Genomic DNA, 26829 nt, shown 5'->3' with positions numbered 1-26829 from the left:
GCCATCGGACGCAATGAGATTAAAGGATGTGTAAAATTGGATGTTCATCCTCATTATTCCACACAGATCTTGGAATTATTTATCCCGGAATGGGCAATAGGAAGCGAACGACGGAGTAAGAAGAGGGGGGAGAGGGAGGAGACTATACAGAGCAATCAACCAGGATTTAGTTCCAATGAACGAAGAAGCTGTGAAAGCTTAGTCCTATTTTCTTCACCTGTCCCACCATATTCTGCACTTCGTGCGGTAAACGATTCTAAATTAAATAACAGCTTGCAAAAAGAACGCTTCAGGGCGAATGACGTATCCAGGGTCTGCACTTGGGTGTACCCTTTATAAAAAGGCGATAGGCTTCCCGGGCAGTCGGATTCCAGTCGATCCTCCGTTCGAAAATCGAAGACGGGGTCTCCTGAATGGGCGAATTCGAAACCAATCCATCCCGTAATCCATCCATTATGCTGCCACAGCTGCCCCATATGAAAGTGGCCATGAAGGAAGGAAGCCGCCTTCACCCGTTCAAATAGGGGGCGCAGGTGATCCAGCACCGCTTTGATTCGGGCAACGGTCGACTTCTCTATAGCATCGGCATTAATCGCCCGCCGGGCTATTCGGCGAAACTGATCCTGAATGTATCGGTAACCGTCAGACAGGCCATTAATCTGTCTGGAAGTGAAGCCCGGCAGAGAATGACCATGCAGTATGGCGAGATGCCTGCCTGCTTCCATGGCCAGCCGCTCCCGGTCTTGCATTTCCAGACCTGGCCAGCTTTCGCTTACCGGGGATCCGGGCGGGCATATCGTTATCAGAAAGCTGCGGGGAATCACCTGGCGGCTTTCGTCATAGAGCACCATTTCGGGCACCGGCAAAGACGAGGCCAGGATCCGATAAGCTTCCGCTTCCGAGCGTAAACCGTTCACGGCCGAGTCCCCTGCAGAAAGATGAACTATATGGCTGCCGTTAACGACAAACCTTTGATTCCCCTGACAGGGCAGCGGAATCAACTGCTGGATTTCGCCCAATTGATGTTCCTGCCATATTAGCTGTATCTCCGCTTCCGCATTTCCCGAATCCATGGCTATCCCCTCGCTTTCTCATTAAATCGTGTCGTTGGACACAATTCAGTTGTTAAAATTAAATACACTTATTTCGCGCCGAAGCCGTAAAATATGACGGAATAAGAGTCAAAATACACTTATTTCCTGTCACAAACCTCGAATGTAACGAAATAAGAGTACAGACGCATTTATTGAGCCTCGGAAGCCACAAATGGTTAGAAATAAAAGTATAAATGCATTAATTTCCTTCCGAAAGCCTCATATGCGCATCAAAAGCTGCCTCTAAAGAAGAATTCGACGACATCTTTGGGTTTTCTTCAATAGGAAGCTTTTTATACGATGCAAGCTTGGACTGCCCTGTGCACAGGCCCGGCTGAATCGCATCAAAAGCAACCTCTAAAGAAGGATTCGACGACATCTCTGAGTTTTCTTCAATAGGAAGCTTTTTATATATTACCACAAAGAAGTCGGGCGGTTTAGTCTCCATGGAAAAATAATATTAGAATGACGACTGCTAGCTGATTGCTAAAGGCCGATATTGGAAGTGGAAACGCGCTGGTTCTAGTTGACGGATCCGATATTCGCAGGCTATTAGCACCAGAAAAAAAGGAAGGAAATAGTTGAAAATACGAATATGGACAGGTAGAATGGGCAAGAGGCGGCTTCCTTTATTCTATTTACAGGAACTTAAATGGGTGCTGGTTCAACTTGTTGCCCTGCTCAACAAAGTCGGTGGCAGCCAAGGTACGATGTATTAAGTCCGGTCAGGTCGACCGGTACCATTGTTTGTTAAAGGTGTCAAATAAAGATGGGAAGACAAAGAAATCCATCGGATAGGAGGCTCATTATGAAAAAAAATCGCTTATCTGTCGCTGCTACAGCTCTAGTCCTTTCCGGGTCCCTTGCACTGTTGTCTGCCTGCGGAGATTCCTCGCCGGGACAGGCGGCTGAAACGCCGGGGGTCACTTCTTCCCCTAAAGCAGAAACCACCCCAAGTCCGTCTCCTTCTCCGTCTGCGGAGCCTGTCCCAACGGACGACAAGAAGCCGGAAACTACGCCTTCTTCTTCACCGGATGCGGGATCTGGGGAAAAGCAGGGGACTGGAACCAATCCGGGGAATGAGGCCGTAGAGGTAGTAGCAAAGCCCGACGCGATGACGGTGCTGGTCAACAAGAAGTATAAGCTTCCGGACGGCTATAAGGCGGATGATCTGGTAGAACCGAATGTTCATTTCATTTTTAGCGAAAAGCTGGAAAAAAGACTGATGCGCAAAGAAGCAGCCGAAGCCCTGGAGGAATTATTCGAAGGGGCCAAAAAGGACGGACTTCATCTGGGCGGAGTTTCCGGGTACCGGTCTTATGATTATCAAAAATCTTTATTTAACCGTTACGTCAAGGAACAAGGCGAGGAAGAGGCTCGTAAGGTTAGCGCGGTTCCCGGGCATAGTGAACACCAGACGGGACTGGCTATGGATGTGTCGGACAGCAGCGGGAAATGTGCGGCGGAGGATTGCTTCGCGGATATGAAGGAAGGCAAGTGGCTGGCCGAGCATGCTCACGAGTACGGATTTATTATCCGCTATCCGAAAGGGAAGGAATCGATTACCGGCTACAGCTATGAGCCGTGGCATATCCGTTATGTCGGCAAAGAGATTGCCAAAGATATTTACGAGAAAGATTTGACGCTGGAAGAATATTACGATGCGGTACTGGTGTCGGCCCATCAATAAACCGGATTAAGAAAACTAGCAGGAACCGCCTGCTAGTTTTCTTGCATAAATGGAAGGGAGAGAATATCAGAACATTCTCTCCCTTTTTTTTCATAAAGACCGACGGATGGCAGCATCCTATATATGGACGGATTTTTCCTCATCCAGAAGAGCTTTCACAAATTGCGGAAGCTGGAAGCAGCCGGATAACACATCCTTGTTGGCATAGGTAGCTTCCTTGTCGAAGTTCGCGCATCGGTCGAAGTCGACCGGACGTTTCGAGCCAAGTGTAAAGCTCCACATACCTCCTGGGTAGGTAGGTACTACAGCCCAATACATGTGCGTGTGCGGGAACAGGCTGTCAATCCGGCCCAAGGTCTGTGCCATAACTTCCGGCTGGAAGATCGGGGACTGGCTTTGGCAAACCATCATCCCGTCCTCTTTCAGCGCATGATGGAGATTCCGGTAGAAGTCCAGCTCGAAGAGCTGGGTCGCCGGCCCGACCGGGTCCGAGGAATCGACGATGATGACATCGTACTTTCCTTTCGCTTGCTTCACGAATTCAACTCCATCGGCATAGATGAAATTGACCCGGGGATCGGACAGATTGCCGGACACTTGCGGCAAATGGGCCTTGCACGCCTGAACGACCAATTCGTCAATCTCCACCATATCCAATTGTTCCACTTGACGGTATTTGCAGGCTTCCCTCGCGGCACCGCAATCTCCTCCGCCTATAATTAGCACCCGTCGCGGATCGGGATGCAGCGTAAGAGGAAGGTGGGTGATCATTTCGTTATAAATATGACCATCCATCGAAGTTGTCTGCACAGCTCCGTCAAGCACAAGCATTCTTCCGAAATCGTAACAATCCAGGATCATCACATGCTGAAAACGAGACTGTTGTTCAAATACCACTTCTTTTATCCGGTAATTGAGTTTAAGATTGTCTCTTTCGCTTTCGGTCAACCAGAGTCCACCTTTATCCTGATGAAGATACATGGATAACCGTTCCATTTTCAACCCCCTATAAAAAAATAATAGTTAGCTGGAGGATTCACCCAGCTACTAGAATTCATTGTACCAGAATCGGCAGGATAATGCCTAATCCGGCTATAGCAGGTCTACTAATGATAGATAGAAGGAGGCCGTAAACTCCTTGCTCAGCCCTCAAAGAACCGGAAAAAGACGAAAGCCGTTAAAATAAAGGAGTCGTCCCTTTGCGGCTCCCGGCCGCGGCCAAATAAGAGGCGATCGCAGAGCATAGCTCCACTAATCCGGTTCTCAACTGCTCCTCGCTCACCTGCGAGAAGCTGATTCTCAGGTGATTCCATTCCACTTCGTTAGGATAACAGGCCGATCCCGGAAGGAAAGTCAGGTGATGACGCTCAGCCTCATCCAGCAGCTCAATCGTATTGGCTTGCGGAGGGAGTGTTAACCACAGGTTGAAACCTCCGCGCGGAATGATCCACCTTACTCCTTGGGGAGCATGCTGTTTTAGCAGTTTGATGGCAAGGTCGCGCCTTTGCTTGAGGGCGGCCCGCAGCTGTTTTAGAAGAGGCGTGATTTGTCGGGATTGAAAAATGGGCAGAATCACCTTCTGATTAAGCAGCGGGTTGCCCAGGTCCGCATTCGTCTTGGCGGTGATCAGCCGGTTTAGAATGCTGACGGAAGCGATCAGGAAGCCGATTCGGCAGCCTGGAGACAGCATTTTGCTGAGTCCCTTCAAATAAATGACGTGGCCGCTATGGTCCATCGATTTAATATGGGGGGGAGGAGTTTCGTCGTAATAGATTTCACTCCACGGATCATCCTCCAGGACGAGACAGTTCAAATCTTCAGCCAGCCCCAGCAGCTGCTTGCGCCGTCGCAAGCTCATGACCTTGCCGGTCGGGCTCTGAAAGCTTGGCACCGTATAGATCAGCTTGGGGGTAACCTCATCCGTCAAGGCGGTCAAGCGGTCGATCCGCATTCCTTCCTCATCCATCGGAACCGACAGTATGGTAGCGCCGCGGCTGCGAAAAACATCGATGGCGGCCGCATAGGTCGGCTCTTCCGTAACGACAACGTCTCCCGGTCCGATAAAGCTCCGGGCCACCAGATCGATCCCTTGCTGGGACCCGTTGGTGACCAATATTTCCTGGGGAGAGACCGCAATTTGTTCATTCATTAAATAAGATGACAGCGCCTGTCGCAGCTCCAGATCTCCCTGGATCTCGCCATATTGAGCGAGCACTTCCGGATAGTATTGCGCCAGATGCCGGAGGCTTTCCGCCAACTCCCGGGTCGGCAGCAAATCCGCAGCTACTGCGGACAGGGAGAAATTGATGGCTACAGGCTTCTCACTGTAATGCTTGGCTTGGGACCGGTGCAAATAGTCCGGGAACTGTAATGGACTGTTACTCACTTCCTTCTTAACTTCAACTTCCCCCGCCTCATAAACAAAAGTTCCCTTGCCCTGCACGCGGGTAATCAGCTTGTCCGCTTCGAGCAGATCGAGAGCATGCGATACGGTGACCGGGCTGACCTGCAGCATCCTTGTCAGTTGTCTGACGGAAGGCAGACGGGTGCCTTTGGCAAAATAACCGGATAAGATCCGATCGGACAACGCTCTATAGATTTGCCGGGCTAACGGAACCTGCGAGCTGCGGTTCAATTCGATTCTCAAGGTGTTTCCCTCCTGCTTGATCCAAGTAAAGTGTTACACATTGATATTGACTGTTACATATCATCGTACCTAAAATAGCACCAGGAAACAATCCTTGTATAAATATGGGAGGGGGGATTCGACAACCCCGAGGCTTAACGGATAAAAGGATGAAGCTGGAAATGTGCCGAGGGTTACGAAGGTGAACGTATTCTGCAATTATATCATCCATGGTCGGTCGTTGTGGGGCAAGTCGAGTTCCCCATATTTGCAAGTAATATTTATTATCATTAATTATTAATATCATTAAGGAGATGGGTGCTATGGTACAAACAGGAACGGATTTAGTTAAAAGAGGGATGGCCGAAATGCAAAAAGGCGGGGTCATCATGGACGTTATGAATGCCGAGCAGGCCAAGATTGCCGAAGCTTCCGGAGCCTGCGCGGTTATGGCTCTGGAAAGAGTGCCCTCCGACATCCGGGCGGCCGGCGGAGTGGCCAGAATGGCAGATCCTACCGTTCTGGAAGAAGTGATGAACGCGGTGACGATTCCGGTCATGGCAAAATGCCGAATCGGACATTATGTGGAAGCGAAAGTGCTGGAAGCGTTAGGTGCCGATTATATTGACGAAAGCGAAGTGCTCACTCCTGCCGATGACTTGTTTCATATCGATAAGAAACAATTTAAAGTTCCTTTCGTCTGCGGGGCGAAGGATATCGGTGAAGCATTGAGAAGAATAGGAGAAGGGGCTTCCATGATGCGTACCAAAGGGGAGCCTGGCACGGGCAATATTGTGGAAGCTGTTCGTCACATGCGTTTGATCAACTCGCAAATCCGGAAGATTCAGAATGCTTCCAAGGATGAATTGATGGCCGAAGCCAAAAACCTGAGCGCTCCGTATGATTTGGTTCTATACGTTCATGAACATGGCCGGCTTCCTGTAGTCAACTTCGCGGCCGGTGGTGTGGCGACGCCTTCAGATGCAGCCCTTATGATGCATCTGGGTGCGGACGGGGTATTCGTCGGCTCCGGAATATTCAAATCCGAAAATCCGGAAAAATTCGCCAAAGCGATTGTTCAGGCGACAACACATTACGAAGATTTCGAGCTGATTGCCAATGTGTCCAAAAATTTGGGCGGAGCTATGAAGGGCATTGAAATCAACAAGCTGGAGCCGTCCCAACGCATGCAGGACAGAGGCTGGTAAAAAAAGCTCCTAACGGAGCCTCTTCGAAGACGAACGTCAATTAGAAAGGTATTCATCTTAATGCTCAAATAAACTTGAACTTTTAATGTGGTAAGAAGGTGTGGGAAGTCGATGAAAATAGGCGTTCTTGCTTTGCAGGGTGCGGTTGCCGAACACCTGAATATGTTAAAGTCAATACAGGTGGAGGGAGCCATCGTTAAAAAAACGGAGGAGCTGGATGGGGTGGACGGGCTGATCATTCCCGGAGGGGAGAGCACAACCATCGGCCGCTTAATGAAGGAATATGGATTTATTGAGCGTATCCGGGAGTTCTCGAAGCAGAAAAAACCGATTTTCGGAACTTGCGCGGGGATGATCTCCCTGGCCTCCAACATCAAGGACCAGCAGGAAAGCTATTTGCAGCTTATGGATATCACGGTGGCCCGTAACGCCTTCGGCCGGCAAAAGGACAGCTTCGAAGCGACTTTGCCTATACAGCGGATCGGCGAGGATGTTCAAGCCGTATTCATCCGGGCACCGCTTATAGAGGAAGCGGGTGCGGAAGTGGAGGTGCTGGCCTCCTTTAACGGCTCCATCGTTATGGCGCAGCAGGAGCATTTGCTGGCCGCCTCGTTCCATCCGGAGCTGACTGCGGATACAAGGGTTCATCGCTATTTTGCAAACATGGTTTCGCGCTATATATCCAACGAAAAGTAGAAAGCCTTCGAGCCGAAAGCCGGATTCTCAAATAAGAAACCGGACTTTCGGCTTGTTGGCTTATGGAAATGTGCGAGAATCAATGCACTTCCTAAGGTGCTGCAGAGCGCTTATACGAAATAGATGATTTGATGATACAGGATATGGAACTTTTTGTCATGAGACGTCAAGGCCAGATGGTCGATAAAGACGCCATCCAGCTTTCCTTCCACTTTGCCTCCCGTAGTCATCACGGTTATTTTTTTGCCTTGATACTCTTTGAGATGCTCCATGAATTTCGGTTTGACGATGGCAACATACTTGGTTTCCCGGGAATGTGAAGCTCCGTCTCCCGGGGAACGGTTGGCGGAGGACGTATTCCAAGCCAGGCCGAACTGGGGAGCCGCGGGCGACGTTGTCCTGGCCGGCCATGCGGGAACATAACTGTAATATGAATTCATCCCGGTGTTACACTCCTTTAGAGATCCATTCTGAGACAGTAATACTATATGACAAACGCCTGCGACGGGTTCCATAATATGGATGTATTCTATTCGATTTATCCACTACATTCCACGATCAATGAGAAATAACCGCTTAGCTTTACCTTCGAACATCACGAACGATATAATGGACAAGAGGGTGCTGTACGCCCCGGATATACATATAGTCGGAGCATTTCAACCTCAGTATAAAGTTTAAAGGAGATAATAGGGCATGACACACCAATTTCACAGACCACCGTTGGCAGATTGTGTTCCGGATCTGGTCGCAACGGCGCGAGGGGATCAGAAGGCTTCACTCGTAATTACGAATGCGCGTCTGGTGAGCGTAGCTTCCGGAGAAATTGTTGAAGGAATGTCGATTGGGGTTCAAGGGGCTAGAATCGCGTTTGTCGGCCGGGACGCCAGCCATCTAATCGGGGAGAATACCCGTGTGATTGACGCTGCCGGGCGCTATGTGTCCCCGGGCTTTCTCGACGGCCACTGCCATATCGAAAGCAGCCAAATTACGGCCACCCAATTCGCCAGAGCGGTGCTGGTCAAAGGCACGACGGGAGGCTTTTTCGACGCTCACGAAATATCCAACGTCCTGGGACTTCCAGGCTTGAAGATGATGCTGGATGAAGCCAGAACGACTCCTCTGGCTGCATATATGCAGGTCGCATCCTGCGTCCCGTCTACGGGCCCTGAGCTGGAGACAAGCGGAGCCATCATCGGACCGGACGAGGTGGCCGAGGCTTTCACTTGGGGACCCGATATGATCGCGCTGGGGGAAGTGATGAATTTCCCGGGGGTCGTCTACGGCGACGAGAAGATGATCGGCGAAATTCAGGCAGCCCTTAGAGCAGGGCGGGTGGCGGATGGCCACTATACATGGCCGGTGAACGATTGGAGATTATCGGCTTATGCGGCGAGCGGAATCAGCGGAGATCATGAGCCGGTCACCGCCGAGGACGTGGTTCAGCGTGTTCGTCTAGGCATGTATGCGAAGATGAGGAGAGGATCAGCCTGGCATGACGTGGCAGCGACGATTAAGGCTCATACGGAGCAGGGAATCGATACGCGGCGGATGATTCTCGTAACGGATGACCGCAGTCCGGAATCCTTGGTGGATGAGGGACATATCGATTTCGTCGTGCGCCATGCTATTCAGCAAGGAGTTTCTCCTGTCACGGCCATACAGATGGTGACGATCAATACGGCGGAACGGTTCGGTGTTTCCCGCGATGTGGGCTTGATCGCTCCGGGAAATTATGCCGATATCATTATGATGGATGGCAATTTGGCCGATATCAACGTTGTGATGACCATTGCCGCCGGTCAAGTCGTTGCGGAGAACGGAAGAATGACGGTTGAGCTGCCGGAATACATCTATCCGGAAGAGGCCATTCGTTCGGTACGTCTGTCCCGTGAGCTGATGCCGGAAGATTTCGTCATTCAAGCTCCGATTGCTTCCGGCGAAGTGAAAGCCAGAGTGATGGAAGTCCGGGAGAATCATGTCGATACGAAGCAGCGAATACTGTCGGTGCCTGTCGTGGATGGGAAACTGCAGGTGAATGCCGACCGCGACCTGTGCAAGATGGCCGTTATCGAACGGCATGGTCTTAACGGCAATAAGGCTCTAGGTCTGGTGACGAACGTAGGCTTTAACGTTCCGGCAGCTATTGCAACGACCGTAGCCCACGACTGTCACAATTTGATGGTCATCGGAAACTCGGACGAATTGATGGCCAAAGCGGCTAACGCGGTTGCGGCTGTGCAGGGCGGTATTGCCATGGTGACCGAAAATGGTGAAACCGTGCTGCCGCTTCCTGTGGCCGGTCTTATGTCCAACGCCCCTTACGAGGAAGTCGCCGAGCAGTCGCGGGCCATCGGGGAAGCTTTGAAACAGGCGGGCTGCACGATGAACTATGCGTTTATGACGCTGTCTCTCCTTGCGCTGATTGTAGTTCCCGAGCTGAGGCTGTCGGACATCGGCTTGATTTTGACTACCGAGGAAGGGTTCAAGAAGGTCCCGTTGTTCGTGGAAGAATAAATCGGTGATTGGCACATCACCTCACTAATATTACTTGGTAAAGGAGAGGGTAACGGATGGAGAAGCTGTTTTTTATCGAATTGGGGATGGGGGCCGACCTGCACGGCCAGGATATAACCAATGCGGCAGTCCGTGCGGTCCGGAATGCCATTCACAGCAACTCGATGCCGGGACTTCGCTCTGTCCTGCCGGATAACGATTTGAACCGAATGAAGGTCCACATTAAATTGGCTGTTCCATGCGACAAGGAGCTGCTGGATGTGGAGCAGGTTAAAGCGGTCATTCCATACGGCGAGGTGACGGTGGAGCTGATCGACGGCGGAATGGTGACGTCAAGCGGCATCGTTCTGCCGGACAAAGATGACAAGAATGACCTGATATATATCGTCAATGCCTCCGTAGAGGTAGGCTACTGATCGACAAGCATTGAATACACTTCATGGGGAGGACCCTCTGAATGTCAGGGGAAGCCCCGTTGCCAGCCATCGGACAGATTAGTCGGATGGCTTTTTGCCTATTGGAGGCCAATCCGGCAATACCTTCCCTATCATCAGTTATAATGATGCTTCATGAGAGGCATTTTCACCGGACGACGTAAACGCTCTTCCACAAGGCTGCATCACCAAGCCAGTACGATTCATGATCAACATTTCCCGGGCAACCGCAAAATCCGAGCAAACTTAACACGCTGGAAAAGCGGGGAGGAGTTTTTTCGACATGTGAAACCTAACAAAATGACATATCAAGCTCACATTTCTTCATTCCTTGAACATCCTTGATCCTTTACAATAGAACTTAATCAAACCAAGGGGGTTGAAATGATGACAAGGCCTAATCTCTTGCTCATTACAAGCGATCAGCAGCATTGGAACACGATCGGGGCATTCAATCGGGAAATCCATACACCTAATCTTGACCGGCTTGTGAAGGAAGGGACGACCTACACGAGAGCTTACTGTCCCAATCCCACCTGCACGCCGACACGCGCGTCTATTATTACAGGCTGCTATCCCAGCCAGCATGGAGCCTGGACACTGGGAACGAAGCTGCAGGAGGATCGCCATACGGTCGGGGAGGATCTGATGGCGGCCGGTTACAGGACGGCGCTGATCGGCAAGGCGCATTTCCAGCAGCTGCAGAATACGGAGGAATTTCCTTCCCTTGAATCCTATCCTTATTTGCAGGACCTGGAATTTTGGAAGGACTTCCATGATGTGTTTTACGGATTCGAGCATGTGGAGCTGGCACGTAACCATACGAATGAGTATCTGGTAGGACAGCATTACGCGCTTTGGATGGAGGAGCAGGGCTGCAGCGATTGGCGGGAGTATTTCTCGCCCCCGGTTGGACGCATGGATATATCGATCCGCCATTCCTGGCCGATTCCTGAGAAGTATCACTACAATACGTGGATTGCGGAACGGACTAATGCGCTGCTCGAGGAATATCACCGTGCCGGAGACCCCTTCTTCCTGTGGGCAAGCTTCCCCGATCCGCATCCGCCGTATCTGGTGCCGGAACCATGGGACCGCATGTATGATCCGGATAATCTGACTATCCCGCAGGCTGTGCCGGGGGAGCATCTTGCGAATCCGCCGCATTTCCGGATGACCCAGGAGAGAAATCCGGATTTCAGCGCCTGGAAGGAGACGGGATTTCCCATCCATGGGTACCATTCCCACCTGCTGGATTCCGAGCAGGAGCGTAAGCAATTGGTAGCCACTTATTATGGAATGATCAGCATGATGGACAAATATATCGGCCGGATCCTGGACAAATTGGATGAACTGGGACTTGCGGAGAATACGATAGTCGTCTTTACGACCGATCACGGGCATTTCTTCGGTCAGCACGGGCTGCAGGCCAAGGGAGGGTTCCACTACGAAGATTTGATCAAGGTTCCTTTGATCGTCCGTTATCCGGGGCATGTCCCGGCGGGGGTGCAATCGGCCGCCATGCAATCGCTAGTCGATCTGGCGCCGACGTTCCTAAGCTTTATAGGAGCCCCGATTCCGCGGACCATGACCGGAGTGGATCAGCGTGGCGTGTGGCTGGGAGAGCGGCAGCAGGCGAGAGATCATATCTTATGCGAATTCCGGCATGAACCGACGACCATCCATCAGAAAACGTATGTGGACGAGAGATACAAAATCACCGTTTATTATAATCAGACCTATGGAGAGCTGTTCGACCTGCAGGAGGACCCCGGCGAAATCCGAAATCTGTGGGATGATCCGAATGCCCGCGATTTGAAATCTATGCTGCTGCTGAAATATATTTGGGCGGAGCTTGGGAAGGAGCCTATGCCGATGCCGCGGGTGGGAGGAGCCTGAGCCGGCTGAATAGCTCCACATGGCTAGGCCAATCAAGCTTTTGCCGAACGCATGGCCGCCTAATGTGTAAAAATAGATCGAATTTTGCCGTCTAGATACGAAATGTTTCGGACTTTTGTCTTAAAATCTCGCAAAATACTTGTCAGATGAGGCTGAACAATGACATAATAGGAGGAATCTTCCATGCTTCTAATCTATTATTTTATGGAAAGGGAGGCCTCTGATGACAAGCACTTATCGGTCTATGCAGAATGGCCGTTTGACACTGTGGCTCTGCGCCACTTTACTATGCTGGATAATAGGATCGATTATATACATACAACCCGCCTATGCGGAGGAGAACGGGTATAAAGCTACTGTTGATGCTACCTCACTGAATGTCCGCGAGGAACCCGCCGCGCAAGGCGCCATTATCGGGAGTCTGAAGCAGGGAACAGAGGTGGAGGTGCTCAGCGAGAAATACGGATGGGCGGAAATTCAATTCGAATCCGGCCCGGGTTGGGTTGCCGCGCATTATCTGATTAAAGAGCAACCCGTGAAGACCTCTAATGAGAAGGAACAGAGAGAGGAGAAGGGGAATAATCCTAAGCCTGCCTCCGAGCCGAAACCAACGGAGAAGAAGACTATCGGGAAAGTATACGGAATAGTGAGTGCGGATGCTCTGCGTCTGAGAGAGGAACCTGACTTGGAGGCGGACATTGTCGACCTGCTTCCGGATTCCTCCGAATTGGAGGTTGTCGGACAAGCCGGAGAGTGGCTCAACGTCATTACCGGCGACGGCCAGAAGGGATGGGTGTCCGGCGAATTCGTTGTTCTTAAGGAGGCTCCCGCCAAGAAGGAGACGGCAGAGACCTCTTCACCGCCGGTTGAAGGAAATATTCCTGACAAACCTGTCTTTGAAATTCCCGGATTGAAGAACAAGGTAATCGTTATTGATCCCGGACATGGGGGCTCGCAGCCCGGGACGATCGGAGTCAAACACGGTACTCTTGAGAAGGATTTAAATCTATCAACCGCACTTCTCGTTGCGGAATCGTTAAGAGCTGCGGGAGCGAAAGTCTATCTGACCCGGGATAAAGACCAGTTCCTGGATCTCTCAGACAGAGTAGATATCAGTCATGCCAAGAACGCTGATGCGTTCATCAGTATCCATTATAACTCGGCCAAGCCCGATTCCAGCGGAATCATCAGCTTCTACCATTCCGAGAAGAAGGACAAGCCGTTGGCCAAGGCTCTGCAGAAGGAGCTTGTGGCGGAGACCGATATGAAGAACGGCGGGGACCGTTTTGGTGATTACCATGTTTTGCGGCATAACTCTAATCCGTCCGTTTTATTGGAGCTGGGCTTCCTGTCCAATCCGAATGAGGAAGAGGTCGTCCGGGCGAAAGGTTACCGGCTTAAAGTAGCGAAAGCCATCGTTGCAGGGCTGCAAGAATATTTCGGCCCCGAGTCTTAATGCCTCTAAATAAATTTCATAGAGAAGAGCAAGCTTAGCAGGCTTATTTCGATAAACCACAACAAGGGACTTCATCAGCCGGCTGCCATTTGGTATTTGCCGGTAAGCTTGAAGTCCCTTAATATTTGGTCAAGGCAATGGAATTGCTATAAATGATGAATAGGGGCTGTGTCGGTTATTTCATTTCTTTAAGGAGCTGACTAACCCGCCCCTGACTGATACCCAGCAGCTTGGCAAGCTGCTTCTGAGTTGCCCCTGGATGGTTGCTTAGAGCTTGTCCCAAACGGTATAGCGCTTCCGATTTTTTGCTTCTTTTTTTGGAGGAAAGGGTGGAAGAGGAAGCGGTCTCCGGATGGCTTGCCGCTGCAAATTGTTCCGCTTCTTGGAGCGTATGTTCCGGTGCCTCTCTGGCCGCGTCGATGACCCCATAGATCTCGTCCTTGGAAGGAACGGAAGCCTTCTCGGAAGTTTCCTGTATGCGCTTTAATTCCGTCAAGCAACTCTCGCAAATAAACTGCCCCTTATAATAAGCGATGCTGTTTAATTCCCTGCAGAAGCTGCATTCGGTAGACTTGTACTTCCTCATGATGATCGTGTTGTCATCGGAAATGAAAAATTCAAGCGGATCACCCAGCTCAATGTTTCGGGTCATTCGGATTTCGGTAGGGATGACGATACGGCCGAGACTATCTAACACACGAATCATACCAGTGTCTCTCATCATTTATTCCTCACTCGATTGATTTTTTCCTTAGTATATCAGAAAATAGAAGTTTTTTACTATAGAAGAAAAAATAAACTCAAAAAAATATTGCACTGAAAACATGGCTTCAAGCTGGTTTATCCAGATTTCTATCGCATGTGGATGAATTGCGGATCGCCATCGCTTAAATGTGGAAAACCCCAAGCATTTTTGCCCTCCTGCCTGGGGTTATTTTATGATCGACCCTTATAATTTGCGGTTAAGCCAACGAACCGTTTGCGACAGCAGTTCGGCCAACTGCTTTCTAAATTTGATGCCCAACCAGACGGATACGACGACGACCGCGGCCAGAATCAGGAATATCCGTATTTTCGGATGGGATGCCAGCTTATGCAACAGCTCCCAGTTGGGACCCAGCCAGTAACCCAGAGTCGGAAACGTAAGAACCCAGAAGCAGGCCCCACTATAGGCATATAAGGCGAAAGTACGGAAGGGTAGCCTGACAATTCCGGAAAAATATCCGGTGAAGTGGCGGAGGCCAGGAATAAAATAGGCTATAAAAATGATTTTGTTGCCGTGTTTGTTAAACCATCCTCCCGCTTTCTGCAGTTTGGCAGGGGGGAGGAGCAGGTATTTCCCGAACCTGTCGAAGAACGCTGTTCCGAACCGGCGACCTATCCAATAAGTAATCGAAATTCCTATCGTTGTTCCGGCGGCCGAAACCAATACGGTGATAGGCCAGCTGAGGTAGCCGCTGTAGCTGAGGAACCCTGCGTAGGTCATGGTCGTTTCGCCAGGGAAAGGAAGGGCAATGTACTCCAGCAGCAGGCCTATGAACAGAACCCAGTAACCGTATTGTTCGAACCACTGCGCGATCATATCTATGACGATTCACCTCTTCAAACTACAAATCCTGTCTCTGCTTACGGTAGCTTCTCCAAAGCGCGATCAGACAAATAAGAACGATAATGCCGATAGGAATCCATATATAAGTTCGAATATAAGCAAAACAAGTATTCCAGTTTTCTCCGAAATAATACCCGAGACGAACGTATATAAATGCCCATAATAGAGCCCCGGGAAAGGCATAGCCGAAAAATTTCAACGGATTCCAGGAACGCATTCCCGCAAAATAGGCGCTTAAATGCCTTATAGCCGGAAAGAAATAGCCGAACGTAACGATCGCCGGACCGAATCGCTCGAACCACTGGGAGGTCCGTTCGAAGCGTGCCGGGGTCAGCCTCAGCCTCGGCCCCAGCTTATGTAAGAGCGGCAAGCCGAATCGGCGTCCGAGCCAGTAGGACAGCAGCATTCCGACGAGACTTCCGGAGACGGAAACGATCATAACAGTCAGTAAGGTCATCTGTCCCCGGGAGGCCAAATAACCGGTAAACATCATCAACAGCTCGTCCGGGATGGGAAGACCGACGATCCCGAGAACGAGAAGAACGAATACGGCGGCATAACCGTAGATCAGTATAAAATTCAGCAACCAGTCCTGCAATCCATCCATCTCCTCGTCATTAGCGCTGAACGGTTTCCGCTCTATCCGGATATCTATTATAACAGGACTAAATCTATCGTCCTATTCATTTATCTATCATTTATCTTACAATACTGTAATACGGGAACCATAGCAAATGGTGTCATAACATAGGAGAAAACGTCCTTTCAGCTGCACCTATACTATGGGGATATACACCCTTCAACTAGGCCGATACGGCCATTCTATTCTATGTTATAATCTATTAACAAAGATTAGGATAGAGACGCAATATCTATTAAGAACGGAGTGGACCAGGTTGCAATCTCAAAATAAAGTGCTTTTGGTCGATGGTATGGCTCTTCTTTTTAGAGCCTTCTATGCGACTTCTTATTCCGGCTACATACGTAAAACAAGTGATGGATTACCTACCAACGCGGTTTATGGATTTGTTCAATACTTTTTTGATGCGATTCATAAATTTAACCCATCGCATGTCATTTGCTGTTGGGATATGGGGAGCAGTACGTTTCGTACAGAAAGCTATAGCGAATACAAAAAAAATCGTTTGGAAGCTCCACTTGAGCTTTTACCGCAATTTGATCTGGTCAAAGAAGTAGTGGCCGAAATGGGCGTGCCGAATTTTGGACTAACCGGGTACGAAGCGGATGATTGTATCGGCACATTGTCAAACAAACTTCAACATGAATCCGAAGTGTTTATTTTAACCGGGGACCATGACATGCTTCAATTAATCACAGAGCAGATTAAGGTTGTAATTATGAATAAGGGCCGATCTAATTATACGGTGTATGATTTAGAAACACTGTTTGCCGCGAAGAAGCTAACTCCTTCACAGGTTGTAGATTTAAAAGCGTTTATGGGTGATACAAGTGATAATTACCCAGGAGTCAAAGGAATTGGAGAAAAAACTGCACTTAAGCTGTTGCATGAGTATGGTTCGGTCGAAGCTTGTCTCGAATGTTTAGAACAACTTCCAGCAAGTATCAAGAAGAAAATTGAACAAAACTTGGATATGCTGCATCTTTCAAGGGAACTAGCTCGAATTCGACTAGATGTGCCCATAGAATGTAAATTAGATGATTGTATATGGGATCTGCGTCATGCTGCAACCTTAAGGAAATTTGAAGAGTTGGAATTTGGCGGTCTTGTCAAGGTATTAGGCGAGGTAGCTAGTGGTTAAGTACGGTTACTGAAAAATCCTATTATAGATACATGCATTTAACGGAGTTCCATTATCATCACTAATCGTAAACCTGACATGGTGTATAGTTAACTCGATAGACTATAATGTGCTCTTTCCCGTTTATCGGGCTGTTCTGTATCATTGCCGGTGAGCGGGTTCCCGGCAGTCCCCTAAACTTTCCGGCAGTGTCACAGCTTCGCTTTCTGGACAAGACTAGGCCAATCGAATCGAATAGGGTATAATGTGAGCAAAATAGCAATAAGGAGCTCGGAGGATGCCCAAGATAATTGCTCCATCTTTTTACTTTATAGGGAATCACCTGGCATTGGATTTTCTGAATACGAAGGTTGTATCCGCAGGCAACCTCGTAGACCTGCTGCAAACGTCGAACGATGTATTGAACTGGCTTGTTCAAGCAGGTTCCTTGACCGCTGAGCAGATGAATGCCGTTAATGCAATGTGGAGGGAAGGAAATACATTAGTTCAGGAAGCCGTAGAACTGCGCACAGGCATACGGACGCTGGTCAGGCAGGGGATGCAGGGAGAGGATGCCGCCGACGAGGATATGGAGCGCGTTAACCGTATTCTTAGGGGTAAGGCCGTTACAGTAAGGCTTGTCCAGCATCATCGCCGTTTTGCATCAATACGTCACACTGAACTTCGGCATCCGGTCGACCTGTTGATCCCCGTCGCGGAAGCCGCTGTTGATTTGCTTGTGAATGTTGACCTCGGTTTGGTTAAGAAATGCGGGAATCCCGACTGCGTGTTATATTTCTACGATAACAGCAAGAATAATACCCGCCGCTGGTGCAGCCAGAAGACGTGCGGCAACCGGATGAAAGTGGCAGCCTATTTGGAACGCAAGAAACGAGAGGAAAAGAACAGGATGTGAAAGCCCGGATGCGGATCCGGGCTTTTTGTTATGTTAAGCTCTTCGCACTTCCTCGATGATTTCCTTGATCCCTTCGTTAATCTGTTCGGATATTGCTCTGGAGACGCTAATCCTAAGAAACTTCTCCCGATCCAAATAATTCGACAAGTAAAATTGCTTTCCGCTTCTGACACGAATGTTTTTCTCCGCAAGTTTTTCGATAAGACGTTCTAGGTTGACGGTTAGCGGTATTTTGAACTGGGCGTAGATTCCGGAGCGGATGTCGGGAGTCTCGACCCAGCCTTGTGCATTATGCTGTTGGAGAGCCGCATTCAGGATTCGGATACGCTCCGCATATCGGCTCGCTATCCGATTCTTATGCCATTCGAACATGCCATTGTTCATGTAGATTTCGAGAGCGGCTTGAGACAAGAGCGATGTGCCGGCGTATCGCCGAATCATGCGGTATTGTATCTACCAACGCTTCTGGGAGCACCATAGCGCCTAATCGCAGACCGGGAAAAATAATCTTCGAAAAACTCTTCAAGTAAATGACGTGTGAAGTTTGGTTGTAAGAATAAATCGGCTCGAAAGAACGCTCAATGCCCAAATCGGCCATGTAGTCATCCTCTACGACATAGACGTTATACTTACTGGCCAAACGCGAGATCGCCCTGCGTTCCTCCTGTGGAGCAAATATTTGATCTCCTGCTAGATGGGAGGCGAGTGTCCGTCGCAGCTTTACTAATCCATAGGAATCCCCGTAAGTGAATAACTGATGCTTGTAAGTATCAATCGCTTTGTTTATGCAATGTTGAAATTCCTGATACAGAAATACGACAGGGTCCGGAAGACCGGAGGAGAAATCGATGATCTCGCTTAACTCCCCCTCATTACTAATCGGGGACGGGGCTGTATTGTTTCTTATTGCGGTTATGGGCCTCATTCGATACTTATCTTATGAATTGAGGGGGAAGTTACCAACCATAAATGTTGGATTTTTTCGGGGAGCTTTATTAACCCCCAAAATATGTGTTTACATGTTAATAAAACCATTATATAATACCCATAAAATAGTTATAGATATTAAAAGGAGGAGGTGAAACGATGAGCGGTGTGTGCCACGTTGAGGAAGTGGCGGTTCAAAAGCTGGCCGGAGAACATAATTATCGCGGAGAGGAACGGCGAGCATTTCGATCAGAACGGGTATCGCAACGCAGCAACGTTCTCCACGACAAATACCAGGAATGGATACCGTGGCCGATACATTCTTTATAGGGAGTGTCAGTGCGGAGGGGAAGATGGAAACTTATATATAAGAAGGGTAATTCCCAATTTACGGTAAGGAGTATGGGGAAGTTGATAAAAACGTATTTCACCAAAATGAAGGGTGCGGGAGCAAGTCCGTTAAAGGTCAATCCGAAGAATGCGCTTATGGGCTTCTTGGGCGGATTGGTTACAATTGCCCTGCTGTCCTTATTGACCGACATGACCTCCGTCGTATGGATCATGGCACCATTCGGGGCGAGCTGCGTTCTGGCGTTCGGAATCTGGGACGCTCCGCTTTCGCAGCCTAGGAATATTATCGGTGGACATCTCGTGTCTACTCTTGTCGGCTTGTTGTTTTATCATAGCTTCGGCGAGGGCGTGTGGATTACGGGGCTGGCGGTGGGCACCGCCATTGCGGCCATGATGCTGACCAAAACGACACATCCGCCTGCGGGCGCCGATCCCATCGTAGTCATACTCGCAGGCAGCGGCTGGTCGTTCTTGTTCACCCCTGTATTGACCGGATCCGTTCTGGTTGTAATCCTCGCGATCGTCATTAACAACATGCACCGCGATCGCAAGTATCCTACCTTTTGGTATTAGTTTCTTTTTAATTGTTTCCAATGAAGCAATGCTTGTTCATGGCAGGAGGTCATCGTATCGACCCATTGAAGCATATCGAGTAAGTTTCGATTAGCAGCAGAAGAAGCGTTGTTCTCGGCCGCTTTCTCGCCGAGTTCGACGATTCTTCTCAGGCTTCGAAACCCGTCGATCCTCATCTGAATGGCGCGCTCCCAGATCGATTCGCTAACGTCATAATAATCGATTCGTTCCCCGACTACCGATATTCGCTCTATCAATCCCCCCGACGCCAGCAGTCTGACGTTGGTCGAGACACTGCCTCTGCTAACCTTCAGATGGGTGGCAATCTGCTCCGCCGTCAGCGGCTGGCCCGATACAAGCATAAGTCCTAAAATCCGACCGCCGATTCGCGGAATGCCATAATCCTCGTAATATACGCCCAGTTTCTCTATAAATAATAGCTTGGCTTCATCCAATTCGAATTCTTGTGTGTGCATGATCAGAACTACTCCTCTCTAACATCGATCGACCGATCGCTCAAGAATGAAATAAGTGCCTGGTTAAATGCGGAAGGATTATCTTGATTGGAACAATGACTCGCCTGCGGGATTTCAACAAGTGTACAGTAAGGTTCGTTAGATGCCCACGTTGCAGCGATTTTTTTAATATTGCCTGTCTCATCCTTCTCGCCATAGACGAGGAGGAGCGGTTTATTGATTCGGTAGTCTTTCTCGTAGTGCAGACATGAAGCGGTTGCTAGAAAGATTGTAACAAAATCCTTTTTGCCTATTCGATTAAATGTTTTTGTTAGATACGCTTGCACGTCTGGCTTTAGAGCACTTGCTTTTACACTTTCACGAACCAAGTGTTCCCATGGATACAAGCGGATTAACATAGGAGTTATATTCAAATAGAATGTTTCTAGCCAAGACAATTTCATCGTGTTGCATGTGCAGTCAATCAGCACTAGCTTTTCTACTCTGTCCGGAAAATAAAAAGCGAATTCTTGTGCCGCGTTCCCGCCCATCGATTGTCCGATAAACGTAGCTTTCTCGATGCCTTCTTTATTCATGATCGTTGCTAGATCGTCGACGACCAATGTCATACTGAAATGCTCCCCCATAGGCCTAGACAGGCCATGGCCTCTTGCGTCCCATAGCAAGATATTAAAATTGTGACTCACTGCCGCTATTTGTTCGGAAAACATCTCATGGTCGGCACCGGCACCGTGTAAAAATATGAGCCATGGGCAATTCCCGCGCTTAGAGATCCAGTAGTGGATATCACAGCCATCCTTATTCAGCACTTTATTATTGCCTATGTCCATGCGATCATCTCTTTTTAGGATTTTGTCGTTTTATTAATTTTAGTATACACTAAAATAACTGAAAGATAAAATCGCCAAAGGGAGATAGTAGGAGCCCACACGGGATTATACGATGTATGCGGCATTCTCAGGATGTTCATCTTCTGTTGGTTCGGATGGGCCCAAGAACCGCGCGATAATTGGAGCTGTGGATCGGGCTGTCATCCGGCGCCGCGCTGCTAGTCTGGTCTAGCGGAAGTGTACCTCAGCACACGTAATTGGGAAGCGCCCACGGCCTTGTCGGATATGGTTGTGCACGAGACACACCTTGATACGATCATCATTGATCTTATTGGCGGCGGTGGGCGCAACCTTCTTAATCAAAGTGACTACGTGTTGCCTTGGATAGCATTCATCGTCGGCATTCATTTCATCGGATTGGTCGGCATCTTCGACGATTCGGCATTGTAGGTATTGGCAGCGCTGTTAACGGTCGTCGCGGGCGGCAAGAGTATTTGGAATTTCATCCTTGACCTTTACACTAATGTTAAACTTTATAATAAGGTTAGAATTCCCTTTCTGTGAGGTGATTGTTCTGAAAATAGGAAAGGTAAGAAAAATAACAGGCGTGAGTGCCCGTTCGATTCGTTATTATGAGGAAAAAGGACTGATTAAAGCCTCTCGTCGGGAAAACAATTACAGAGAATATGACGAAGGGGTGATCGAATCCATTAACACTATTCAACTTTATCTAGGATTAGGCCTGACAACTGACCAAATTCGCGACATCATCTTCTGCAAATATCCTGAACAACAAGCGCATAAAGAAAAGGACGTTTATTGCGAGGAATTATTGCATTTGTACCAGTCAAGGATGGAAGAGGTAAACCGACAAATCGCTGCATTAACCGAAGCGAAGCATAGATTGTCTGACAAAATCAATCAGATGATACAACAACGATGAGGAGGTAAGTAAATGACGATATTAGTTACTGGGGCAACGGGAACCGTAGGGCGGCATGTCGTGGACCAACTTATTCAAAAGGGGCATAAGGTACGTGCATTGACACGTAATCCGTTGAAAGCCAATCTTCCGAAAGGTGTAGAGGTTGTTACAGGTGATTTAAGCGATCCAAGTACGTTAGGTTCTGCGCTGGCGGACGTAAGCGGCATTCACTTGATTACAACAGGCGCCGAATATACTCCGTTACAGACGGGGCCTGAAATCGTTGAACTTGCCGAGAGAGCCGGGGTGCGAAGGGTTACCGTTCTATGGAATGGGGAGAAAGGCCCTTTTGAACGGGCAGTTGAGGCAAGCGGTCTGGAGTGGACGCAGCTTCAAGCCTTCGAGTTTATGGCAAATGCAAGAAAATGGGCGGACGCCATACGTTCCGAAGGGGTTGTGCGTGATCTATTCGGCGGATCGCGAATTGCTCCTGTTCATGAGGCGGATATTGGCAGAGTCGCGTCGGTTGCGTTAACCGAGGATGGCCACGCAGGTAAAATTTACACATTAACAGGGCCGGAAAGTTTGTCGGTTCAAGATAAGGTGCGGATCATCGGCGAGGTTATCGGACGAGAAATTCAGTTTATCGAGAGCTCCGAAGAAGAAGAACGCGAACAGATGAGAAGAATGGGGGTAGAGGAAGAAGCAATTGATTACGTAATCAGTTGGCACCTGAATCCGCCTGAATCGGCCAGTACGGTTTTGCCGACCGTCAAGGAAGTAACGGGACTCCAACCTTACACATTCGCAGCGTGGGTTAAGGAAAATGCAGATTTATTTATATAACAATGAATTTGCCAAGCCAAGCTGCTGACTCTTCTCGGCAACTTTTGTTCGTAACTGCAGAGACCATTAAATTTCGTCCGAGCTTTTCGATACTCTTTCGGGGAAATACACTTATTGTTCGTGCCTCGGATGGCCTGCAAAATCAGTACATCGAGTATGCGGTTAGTCAGGCAGTATGGTCTAAATAGAAAGACCCCTTAGTCTTTATCAGTTTAATAGATACTGACCCCTAGTTAGACCCTGAATCTCCGCTGCAAGGCAATTGAAAGGAGAGTCCCATATATGACACAACCTACAATAACTGTCCATGGTCGTGGTTCTGCGGTTCGCGGAATGGCGTCTGGTGTGTTTTTCATGGCGTTCTTCGGTACTCTTTGGGCATGCACAGGAATTATGGGCTTGCAAGGTTGGGGAGCACCTCTGTTGTTGGTTGCCTCTGTAGCCGTATGTATTGCGCTATTCATCAGTGGCGGATCACTATTAAGCGCATCACGAAAAATAAAGGATCATGTTTCCATAACGCCGTTTTAAAGCTAGTACCACCATCGGTGAACATGAAACGATTTGAATTTTTGTATAATGTGGATTGGGATTAAGTAATATGGATAAAAAAGGAAGAATCGGGGCATACTATAGCTCCGATTGTCTTTTTTATTCGGTCTTTTGCTGTCTGAGAGATGTGGGGATATTGTCGAAAAAGAAAGAAAATTTGCGGACTGCTGGCTATCTTTGACAGGGGGCGGCGTTGTATAATAGATAAGTACTGAGAAAGCGGACGGGAGTTGTGTGTATGCTGGAGGCCAAAGCTTTATTTCAAAACAGGGGATTCCGCAGGTTCGTCATTCTGGCGACCATCGTTCTTATTTTATATGGAATTCGCAGCATCTTGGACTTGATCTTGATTACGTTTATTTTTATCTTTTTGATGAACCGTCTCCAACATTTCGTTGTGACCAATTTGAACAAGCTCTTTAAAGTCAATGATAAACTGATAGTCCTTCTGCTGTATATCGCCATCGTCTTCGGCCTGGGTGCCGGTTTGTACAAATTTTTTCCGGTCATCATTATTGAAATCTCACAGTTAATTCGCCAGATTACGGAATTTTATACACAGCCTCAGGACAACGAAATAGTCAACTATATTGTTAATGCCATTAAGGAAATTGAGCTGACCGGGTATATGGAGAAGGGCTTTGATTTCCTGTATAAATCACTTTCTAATATTAGCAAGTGGGGTTTACGCATTTTTTTGGCATTAATATTGAGTCTATTTTTCTTGTTGGAGAAACAGAGAATTAAGCAATTTACCGACAAGCTGAGAACGAGTAAAATTTCCGCTTTCTACCAGGAATTGGAGTATTTCGGCAGAAAGTTCGCCGGTTCCTTCGGTAAGGTTATCGAGGTCCAGTTCATGATCGCTATCGTGAACTGCATCCTGTCAGTCATCGTTCTCTGGTTTATGGGCTTCCCCCATTTATTTGCGCTCGGCGTGCTCATATTTCTCCTGGGACTGATTCCAGTGGCGGGCGTGATCATCTCGTTGATTCCCTTGTGCACCATTGCCTTTACGATCGGGGGAATTCCTAAAGTCATCTATATATTGATAATGATTGCCGTCATCCATGCGATTGAAGCCTATTTCCTAAATCCGAAGTTCATGTCTTCGAAGACGAACTTGCCCGTGTTCTATACGTTCGTGGTTCTTATATTCAGCGAGCATTTCTTCGGTGTATGGGGATTGATTATCGGCATTCCGATGTTTATCTTCATACTGGATATTATTGAAGTGAAGGATTACAGCCGTTAACCGGTCTTCCTTTCTTAATCAAAGTGAAGATCAATAAGGCTGTCCGATAAGGACAGCCTTTTTTAAGTGCCCGAATCTGCTTGTTATACTCCTACCGATGCCGTTTCGGGCAGTGTGCTGCCTCCGTCGATAACTACCTGGGTGCCGGTAATATAACTGGATTCATCGGAGGCGAGGAAGGCTGCCAGTTCGCCGACTTCTTCGGGCTTGCCCAGCCGCTTTAACGGAATGGCGTTAGCTATTCCTTGGATGACCGAACCCGGATCCTCCGGATTGGATTCGCTGCCGATCTGCTCAGCCATCGGCGTATGAATGTATCCGGGGCATATGGCGTTGACCGTAATTCCATGCTCGGCAACCTCAGCGGCCAGCGAGCGAGTGAAGCCGATAATTGCGGACTTCGAGGTGGCGTAAGCAACTTCGCCCGGATCGGCGACCATATAGCCGGTTACCGAAGACATGTTAACAATCTTGCCGTATTTGTTCTCCTTCATATAGGGTAGTACAGCGCGGGTGACATTCCATACTCCATTGATGTTTACCCGGAAGTGGAAGTCGCGCACATCATCGCTCATTTCCGTAAACTGGGCAAGCTTGATAACCCCGGCATTGTTGACGAGAATATGTACCGCTCCATATTTCGCAGCCACATCATCAGTCGTTCGGCTAACCGCTTCCCGGTCGGTAATGTCCAGTTGATAGGCGGAAGCCCGGCCGCCAGCCGCTTCAATGGCCTGGGCCGTTTCGAATACCTTATCGTTCAGATCATACAGAATGACATGGGCGCCATGCTTTGCTAACACGGTAGCAATTCCTTTACCGATTCCCATGGCTGAGCCTGTGACAATCGCTATTTTTCCGTCTAGTTTTTTCATAGCTTGTTCTCCTCCACTTTACTGTTCTTTATAGGCTACTATACTATTATTTTACCATAGATATCCATTTAAGGATTGGGACAGATTTGTTACAAATAGGCCGAAATACCGTTACAGGGGAAATAGAACGTGGTTGAAAGTCTTGGCCTTTATGCATTTTCCAGTGTTTGCCTGATTTGATTATGATATGATATGACTAGAGAACATGAAGGAGGGAAAGGCTTGCAGCCCAAAATCCGACTGATTCTTTTTGATTTGGACGATACGCTGCTGCATTTTGATGACTATTGGGAAGCCAGCCTGAAGGAGGCTTTCCGTCAGCATCCTTTGACCCGCGACGAGGATCCGGACCGTCTCTTTGAATGCTTTAGCCGTAAATCCGAGCTGTATCACGAGCAGTATTATCTTCAGAAAATCAGCATAGAGCAATTTCGCGAACGCAGGTATATCGATGCCTTGGCTGATTTTGGCAGGCGGGGGGACGAGAAGTCAGCGAAGCAATTTGAAAAATTGTATCAGCGGTTAAGCAAAACCTTTATGAAAACGGACAATCAACTGCTGGATGTGCTTGAGGAGCTGCAGAAACGGTATATGCTCGGGATAGTAACGAACGGAACGGCCAGCTGGCAGTTCGACAAATTGGAAGCTACAGGGGTGGATCGATTTTTCCCGAGGGAAGCCGTCTTTATATCGGAAACTATCGGATGCGAGAAGCCGTCTCCCGAAATCTACCGCAGACCATTGGACTATTTTCAAGTAGAACCGTCCGAAGTCTTGTTCGTAGGCGATTCCTGGAAGAATGACGTGGTCGGCCCCATGAGCCTGGGGATGAATGCCATCTGGTTTAACAAGAAGGGAAGAGCGCAGCCCGAGAGTCCTGTTCCCATGGCTACGATCAAGCACATGGCTGAGTTAATAGAATGGCTGTAGTAAGATCCTTGGCCTGAGCTGCTTCATTCCAAATCGGCGGCATGGATGGCAAGACTCGTCCATGCCCGGAAGCAGGACGGGAGGAAAAACAATGCAGGGATAGGCGGGATTGCATTGCGAACTGTCACATTTTTATGCTAAGCTGTTATTTGTGATCATTACTATCTGGAAGGATGATGAAAAAGCAATGAAGTTTTCCGCATCAAGACAACAGCGTTACCTGCTTTGCGGTTTTGCTTTTTTACTATGCTTCCTTTTAGTGATACCGATAGCATTACATCCCGCCATTCCGGCTGATCCGCTGAAGCCCGTCCTGAGGGCAAGAGCGGCTGCTACTTCAGACAATCCCTTTAATAAATATTCTCATGCAGAGCCTATTCTACT

At 48.6% G+C, this 26829-nt stretch carries 28 protein-coding genes and 1 pseudogene; 18 read left to right on the top strand and 11 right to left on the bottom strand.

Annotated elements, in window-relative coordinates:
- Positions 1 to 155 precede the first annotated feature (155 nt).
- Positions 156 to 1073, bottom strand: coding sequence for a phosphotransferase family protein (locus ACFQ03_RS09160; RefSeq protein WP_379287617.1), 918 nt, complete (start codon positions 1071 to 1073; stop codon positions 156 to 158).
- Positions 1074 to 1675: 602 nt separating this feature from the next.
- Between ACFQ03_RS09160 and ACFQ03_RS09155 the strand changes: the two genes are divergently transcribed.
- The gene (locus ACFQ03_RS09155) at positions 1676 to 1813 is read left to right on the top strand and encodes a hypothetical protein (protein WP_186328475.1); all 138 of its coding nucleotides are present in this window, start codon (positions 1676 to 1678) and stop codon (positions 1811 to 1813) included.
- 89 nt (positions 1814 to 1902) lie between these two features.
- Positions 1903 to 2784 (top strand): M15 family metallopeptidase, encoded by an 882-nt coding sequence (locus ACFQ03_RS09150; RefSeq protein WP_144940758.1) that lies wholly within the window; start codon positions 1903 to 1905, stop codon positions 2782 to 2784.
- Positions 2785 to 2901: 117 nt separating this feature from the next.
- On the opposite strand, the gene speE is transcribed toward ACFQ03_RS09150, so the two are convergent.
- On the bottom strand, positions 2902 to 3780 hold the full coding sequence (gene speE, locus ACFQ03_RS09145; protein ID WP_144940761.1) for a polyamine aminopropyltransferase: 879 nt from the start codon (positions 3778 to 3780) through the stop codon (positions 2902 to 2904).
- A 181-nt stretch (positions 3781 to 3961) separates the two neighbouring features.
- Positions 3962 to 5431 carry a MocR-like pyridoxine biosynthesis transcription factor PdxR gene (gene pdxR / locus ACFQ03_RS09140; RefSeq protein WP_144940764.1) on the bottom strand — a complete coding sequence of 490 codons (1470 nt, stop codon included), beginning with the start codon at positions 5429 to 5431 and terminating at the stop codon, positions 3962 to 3964.
- 302 nt (positions 5432 to 5733) lie between these two features.
- Here pdxR and pdxS point away from each other — a divergent pair, with 302 nt between their 5' ends.
- On the top strand, positions 5734 to 6618 hold the full coding sequence (pdxS, locus tag ACFQ03_RS09135; protein ID WP_144940767.1) for a pyridoxal 5'-phosphate synthase lyase subunit PdxS: 885 nt from the start codon (positions 5734 to 5736) through the stop codon (positions 6616 to 6618).
- Between the two features lie 111 nt (positions 6619 to 6729).
- Positions 6730 to 7314: a pyridoxal 5'-phosphate synthase glutaminase subunit PdxT gene (pdxT, locus tag ACFQ03_RS09130; RefSeq protein WP_144940770.1), complete on the top strand. Its 585-nt coding sequence runs from the start codon at positions 6730 to 6732 to the stop codon at positions 7312 to 7314.
- Between the two features lie 110 nt (positions 7315 to 7424).
- On the opposite strand, the gene ACFQ03_RS09125 is transcribed toward pdxT, so the two are convergent.
- Entirely contained in the window at positions 7425 to 7754 is a 330-nt protein-coding gene (locus tag ACFQ03_RS09125) for a DUF2642 domain-containing protein (protein WP_379287613.1), read from the bottom strand.
- A 256-nt stretch (positions 7755 to 8010) separates the two neighbouring features.
- Here ACFQ03_RS09125 and ACFQ03_RS09120 point away from each other — a divergent pair, with 256 nt between their 5' ends.
- From ACFQ03_RS09120 to ACFQ03_RS09105, 4 genes are all read left to right on the top strand, one after another.
- Positions 8011 to 9831, top strand: coding sequence for an adenine deaminase (locus tag ACFQ03_RS09120; protein WP_379287611.1), 1821 nt, complete (start codon positions 8011 to 8013; stop codon positions 9829 to 9831).
- A gap of 56 nt (positions 9832 to 9887) precedes the next feature.
- On the top strand, positions 9888 to 10247 hold the full coding sequence (locus tag ACFQ03_RS09115) for a Lin0512 family protein (RefSeq protein ID WP_144940779.1): 360 nt from the start codon (positions 9888 to 9890) through the stop codon (positions 10245 to 10247).
- A gap of 402 nt (positions 10248 to 10649) precedes the next feature.
- Positions 10650 to 12164 carry a sulfatase family protein gene (locus ACFQ03_RS09110; protein WP_379287609.1) on the top strand — a complete coding sequence of 505 codons (1515 nt, stop codon included), beginning with the start codon at positions 10650 to 10652 and terminating at the stop codon, positions 12162 to 12164.
- Between the two features lie 223 nt (positions 12165 to 12387).
- On the top strand, positions 12388 to 13620 hold the full coding sequence (locus ACFQ03_RS09105) for an N-acetylmuramoyl-L-alanine amidase (RefSeq protein ID WP_144940785.1): 1233 nt from the start codon (positions 12388 to 12390) through the stop codon (positions 13618 to 13620).
- 175 nt (positions 13621 to 13795) lie between these two features.
- On the opposite strand, the gene ACFQ03_RS09100 is transcribed toward ACFQ03_RS09105, so the two are convergent.
- The 3 genes from ACFQ03_RS09100 to ACFQ03_RS09090 form a co-directional block, all read right to left on the bottom strand.
- Positions 13796 to 14326 carry an AbrB/MazE/SpoVT family DNA-binding domain-containing protein gene (locus ACFQ03_RS09100; RefSeq protein ID WP_260982210.1) on the bottom strand — a complete coding sequence of 177 codons (531 nt, stop codon included), beginning with the start codon at positions 14324 to 14326 and terminating at the stop codon, positions 13796 to 13798.
- A gap of 243 nt (positions 14327 to 14569) precedes the next feature.
- Entirely contained in the window at positions 14570 to 15202 is a 633-nt protein-coding gene (locus tag ACFQ03_RS09095; protein ID WP_144940788.1) for a DedA family protein, read from the bottom strand.
- Between the two features lie 25 nt (positions 15203 to 15227).
- Positions 15228 to 15827 (bottom strand): DedA family protein, encoded by a 600-nt coding sequence (locus ACFQ03_RS09090; RefSeq protein ID WP_186328477.1) that lies wholly within the window; start codon positions 15825 to 15827, stop codon positions 15228 to 15230.
- 298 nt (positions 15828 to 16125) lie between these two features.
- Here ACFQ03_RS09090 and ACFQ03_RS09085 point away from each other — a divergent pair, with 298 nt between their 5' ends.
- Both ACFQ03_RS09085 and ACFQ03_RS09080 read left to right on the top strand, forming a co-directional pair.
- The gene (locus tag ACFQ03_RS09085; protein WP_379287605.1) at positions 16126 to 17010 is read left to right on the top strand and encodes a 5'-3' exonuclease; all 885 of its coding nucleotides are present in this window, start codon (positions 16126 to 16128) and stop codon (positions 17008 to 17010) included.
- A gap of 277 nt (positions 17011 to 17287) precedes the next feature.
- Positions 17288 to 17905 (top strand): CGNR zinc finger domain-containing protein, encoded by a 618-nt coding sequence (locus ACFQ03_RS09080; RefSeq protein ID WP_144940796.1) that lies wholly within the window; start codon positions 17288 to 17290, stop codon positions 17903 to 17905.
- A 33-nt stretch (positions 17906 to 17938) separates the two neighbouring features.
- On the opposite strand, the pseudogene ACFQ03_RS25895 reads toward ACFQ03_RS09080, so the two are convergent.
- Positions 17939 to 18776, bottom strand: a pseudogene (locus ACFQ03_RS25895) (aminotransferase class I/II-fold pyridoxal phosphate-dependent enzyme); the annotation flags it as partial.
- Between the two features lie 215 nt (positions 18777 to 18991).
- Here ACFQ03_RS25895 and ACFQ03_RS09065 point away from each other — a divergent pair.
- Positions 18992 to 19162, top strand: coding sequence for a hypothetical protein (locus tag ACFQ03_RS09065; RefSeq protein WP_379287599.1), 171 nt, complete (start codon positions 18992 to 18994; stop codon positions 19160 to 19162).
- A gap of 105 nt (positions 19163 to 19267) precedes the next feature.
- Entirely contained in the window at positions 19268 to 19756 is a 489-nt protein-coding gene (locus ACFQ03_RS09060; protein ID WP_260982237.1) for an HPP family protein, read from the top strand.
- Here ACFQ03_RS09060 and ACFQ03_RS09055 read toward each other — a convergent pair.
- On the bottom strand, positions 19753 to 20232 hold the full coding sequence (locus tag ACFQ03_RS09055; RefSeq protein WP_379287597.1) for a GbsR/MarR family transcriptional regulator: 480 nt from the start codon (positions 20230 to 20232) through the stop codon (positions 19753 to 19755). The genes ACFQ03_RS09060 and ACFQ03_RS09055 overlap by 4 nt on opposite strands.
- An 8-nt stretch (positions 20233 to 20240) precedes the next feature.
- Positions 20241 to 21062, bottom strand: a complete 822-nt coding sequence (locus ACFQ03_RS09050; protein WP_379287595.1) for an alpha/beta fold hydrolase — start codon at positions 21060 to 21062, stop codon at positions 20241 to 20243.
- A gap of 276 nt (positions 21063 to 21338) precedes the next feature.
- On the opposite strand from ACFQ03_RS09050, the gene ACFQ03_RS09045 reads away from it, so the two are divergent.
- From ACFQ03_RS09045 to ACFQ03_RS09025, 5 genes are all read left to right on the top strand, one after another.
- Entirely contained in the window at positions 21339 to 21512 is a 174-nt protein-coding gene (locus ACFQ03_RS09045) for a hypothetical protein (RefSeq protein WP_379287593.1), read from the top strand.
- A 58-nt stretch (positions 21513 to 21570) separates the two neighbouring features.
- Positions 21571 to 22005: a MerR family transcriptional regulator gene (locus tag ACFQ03_RS09040; protein ID WP_379287591.1), complete on the top strand. Its 435-nt coding sequence runs from the start codon at positions 21571 to 21573 to the stop codon at positions 22003 to 22005.
- 12 nt (positions 22006 to 22017) lie between these two features.
- Positions 22018 to 22833 carry an NmrA family NAD(P)-binding protein gene (locus ACFQ03_RS09035; RefSeq protein WP_379287589.1) on the top strand — a complete coding sequence of 272 codons (816 nt, stop codon included), beginning with the start codon at positions 22018 to 22020 and terminating at the stop codon, positions 22831 to 22833.
- Positions 22834 to 23115: 282 nt separating this feature from the next.
- Positions 23116 to 23364, top strand: a complete 249-nt coding sequence (locus ACFQ03_RS09030; RefSeq protein ID WP_186328517.1) for a hypothetical protein — start codon at positions 23116 to 23118, stop codon at positions 23362 to 23364.
- Positions 23365 to 23626: 262 nt separating this feature from the next.
- Positions 23627 to 24640, top strand: coding sequence for an AI-2E family transporter (locus ACFQ03_RS09025; protein ID WP_186328519.1), 1014 nt, complete (start codon positions 23627 to 23629; stop codon positions 24638 to 24640).
- An 83-nt stretch (positions 24641 to 24723) separates the two neighbouring features.
- On the opposite strand, the gene ucpA is transcribed toward ACFQ03_RS09025, so the two are convergent.
- Complete coding sequence (gene ucpA / locus ACFQ03_RS09020) at positions 24724 to 25515, bottom strand: SDR family oxidoreductase UcpA (protein WP_144941629.1); 792 nt, start codon at positions 25513 to 25515, stop codon at positions 24724 to 24726.
- 222 nt (positions 25516 to 25737) lie between these two features.
- On the opposite strand from ucpA, the gene ACFQ03_RS09015 reads away from it, so the two are divergent.
- The gene (locus ACFQ03_RS09015) at positions 25738 to 26445 is read left to right on the top strand and encodes an HAD family hydrolase (RefSeq protein WP_144940306.1); all 708 of its coding nucleotides are present in this window, start codon (positions 25738 to 25740) and stop codon (positions 26443 to 26445) included.
- The last annotated feature ends 384 nt before the right edge of the window (positions 26446 to 26829 follow it).

Origin of the sequence: Paenibacillus residui (genome assembly GCF_042677205.1) — a bacterium.
Taxonomy (GTDB): Bacteria; Bacillota; Bacilli; order Paenibacillales; family NBRC-103111; genus Paenibacillus_L; species Paenibacillus_L residui.
Note: the sequence above shows the minus strand (reverse complement) of the source record. Positions and strands in the feature narration are given on the sequence as shown.

Excerpts from the sequence above, each read along its gene's own strand:
- ACFQ03_RS09105 (WP_144940785.1), top strand. The coding sequence starts at position 12,388 with ATGACAAGCACTTATCGGTCTATGCAGAATGGCCGTTTGACACTGTGG.
- ACFQ03_RS09080 (WP_144940796.1), top strand. The coding sequence starts at position 17,288 with ATGCCCAAGATAATTGCTCCATCTTTTTACTTTATAGGGAATCACCTG.
- ACFQ03_RS09120 (WP_379287611.1), top strand. The coding sequence starts at position 8,011 with ATGACACACCAATTTCACAGACCACCGTTGGCAGATTGTGTTCCGGAT.
- ACFQ03_RS09160 (WP_379287617.1), bottom strand. The coding sequence starts at position 1,073 with ATGGATTCGGGAAATGCGGAAGCGGAGATACAGCTAATATGGCAGGAA.
- speE (WP_144940761.1), bottom strand. The coding sequence starts at position 3,780 with ATGGAACGGTTATCCATGTATCTTCATCAGGATAAAGGTGGACTCTGG.
- ACFQ03_RS09050 (WP_379287595.1), bottom strand. The coding sequence starts at position 21,062 with ATGGACATAGGCAATAATAAAGTGCTGAATAAGGATGGCTGTGATATC.
- ACFQ03_RS09060 (WP_260982237.1), top strand. The coding sequence starts at position 19,268 with ATGAAGGGTGCGGGAGCAAGTCCGTTAAAGGTCAATCCGAAGAATGCG.
- ACFQ03_RS09100 (WP_260982210.1), bottom strand. The coding sequence starts at position 14,326 with ATGATTCGTGTGTTAGATAGTCTCGGCCGTATCGTCATCCCTACCGAA.
- ACFQ03_RS09035 (WP_379287589.1), top strand. The coding sequence starts at position 22,018 with ATGACGATATTAGTTACTGGGGCAACGGGAACCGTAGGGCGGCATGTC.
- ACFQ03_RS09065 (WP_379287599.1), top strand. The coding sequence starts at position 18,992 with ATGAGCGGTGTGTGCCACGTTGAGGAAGTGGCGGTTCAAAAGCTGGCC.
- pdxT (WP_144940770.1), top strand. The coding sequence starts at position 6,730 with ATGAAAATAGGCGTTCTTGCTTTGCAGGGTGCGGTTGCCGAACACCTG.
- ACFQ03_RS09030 (WP_186328517.1), top strand. The coding sequence starts at position 23,116 with ATGACACAACCTACAATAACTGTCCATGGTCGTGGTTCTGCGGTTCGC.
- ACFQ03_RS09055 (WP_379287597.1), bottom strand. The coding sequence starts at position 20,232 with ATGCACACACAAGAATTCGAATTGGATGAAGCCAAGCTATTATTTATA.
- ACFQ03_RS09150 (WP_144940758.1), top strand. The coding sequence starts at position 1,903 with ATGAAAAAAAATCGCTTATCTGTCGCTGCTACAGCTCTAGTCCTTTCC.
- pdxS (WP_144940767.1), top strand. The coding sequence starts at position 5,734 with ATGGTACAAACAGGAACGGATTTAGTTAAAAGAGGGATGGCCGAAATG.
- ACFQ03_RS09125 (WP_379287613.1), bottom strand. The coding sequence starts at position 7,754 with ATGAATTCATATTACAGTTATGTTCCCGCATGGCCGGCCAGGACAACG.
- ACFQ03_RS09110 (WP_379287609.1), top strand. The coding sequence starts at position 10,650 with ATGATGACAAGGCCTAATCTCTTGCTCATTACAAGCGATCAGCAGCAT.
- ucpA (WP_144941629.1), bottom strand. The coding sequence starts at position 25,515 with ATGAAAAAACTAGACGGAAAAATAGCGATTGTCACAGGCTCAGCCATG.
- ACFQ03_RS09095 (WP_144940788.1), bottom strand. The coding sequence starts at position 15,202 with ATGATCGCGCAGTGGTTCGAACAATACGGTTACTGGGTTCTGTTCATA.
- ACFQ03_RS09115 (WP_144940779.1), top strand. The coding sequence starts at position 9,888 with ATGGAGAAGCTGTTTTTTATCGAATTGGGGATGGGGGCCGACCTGCAC.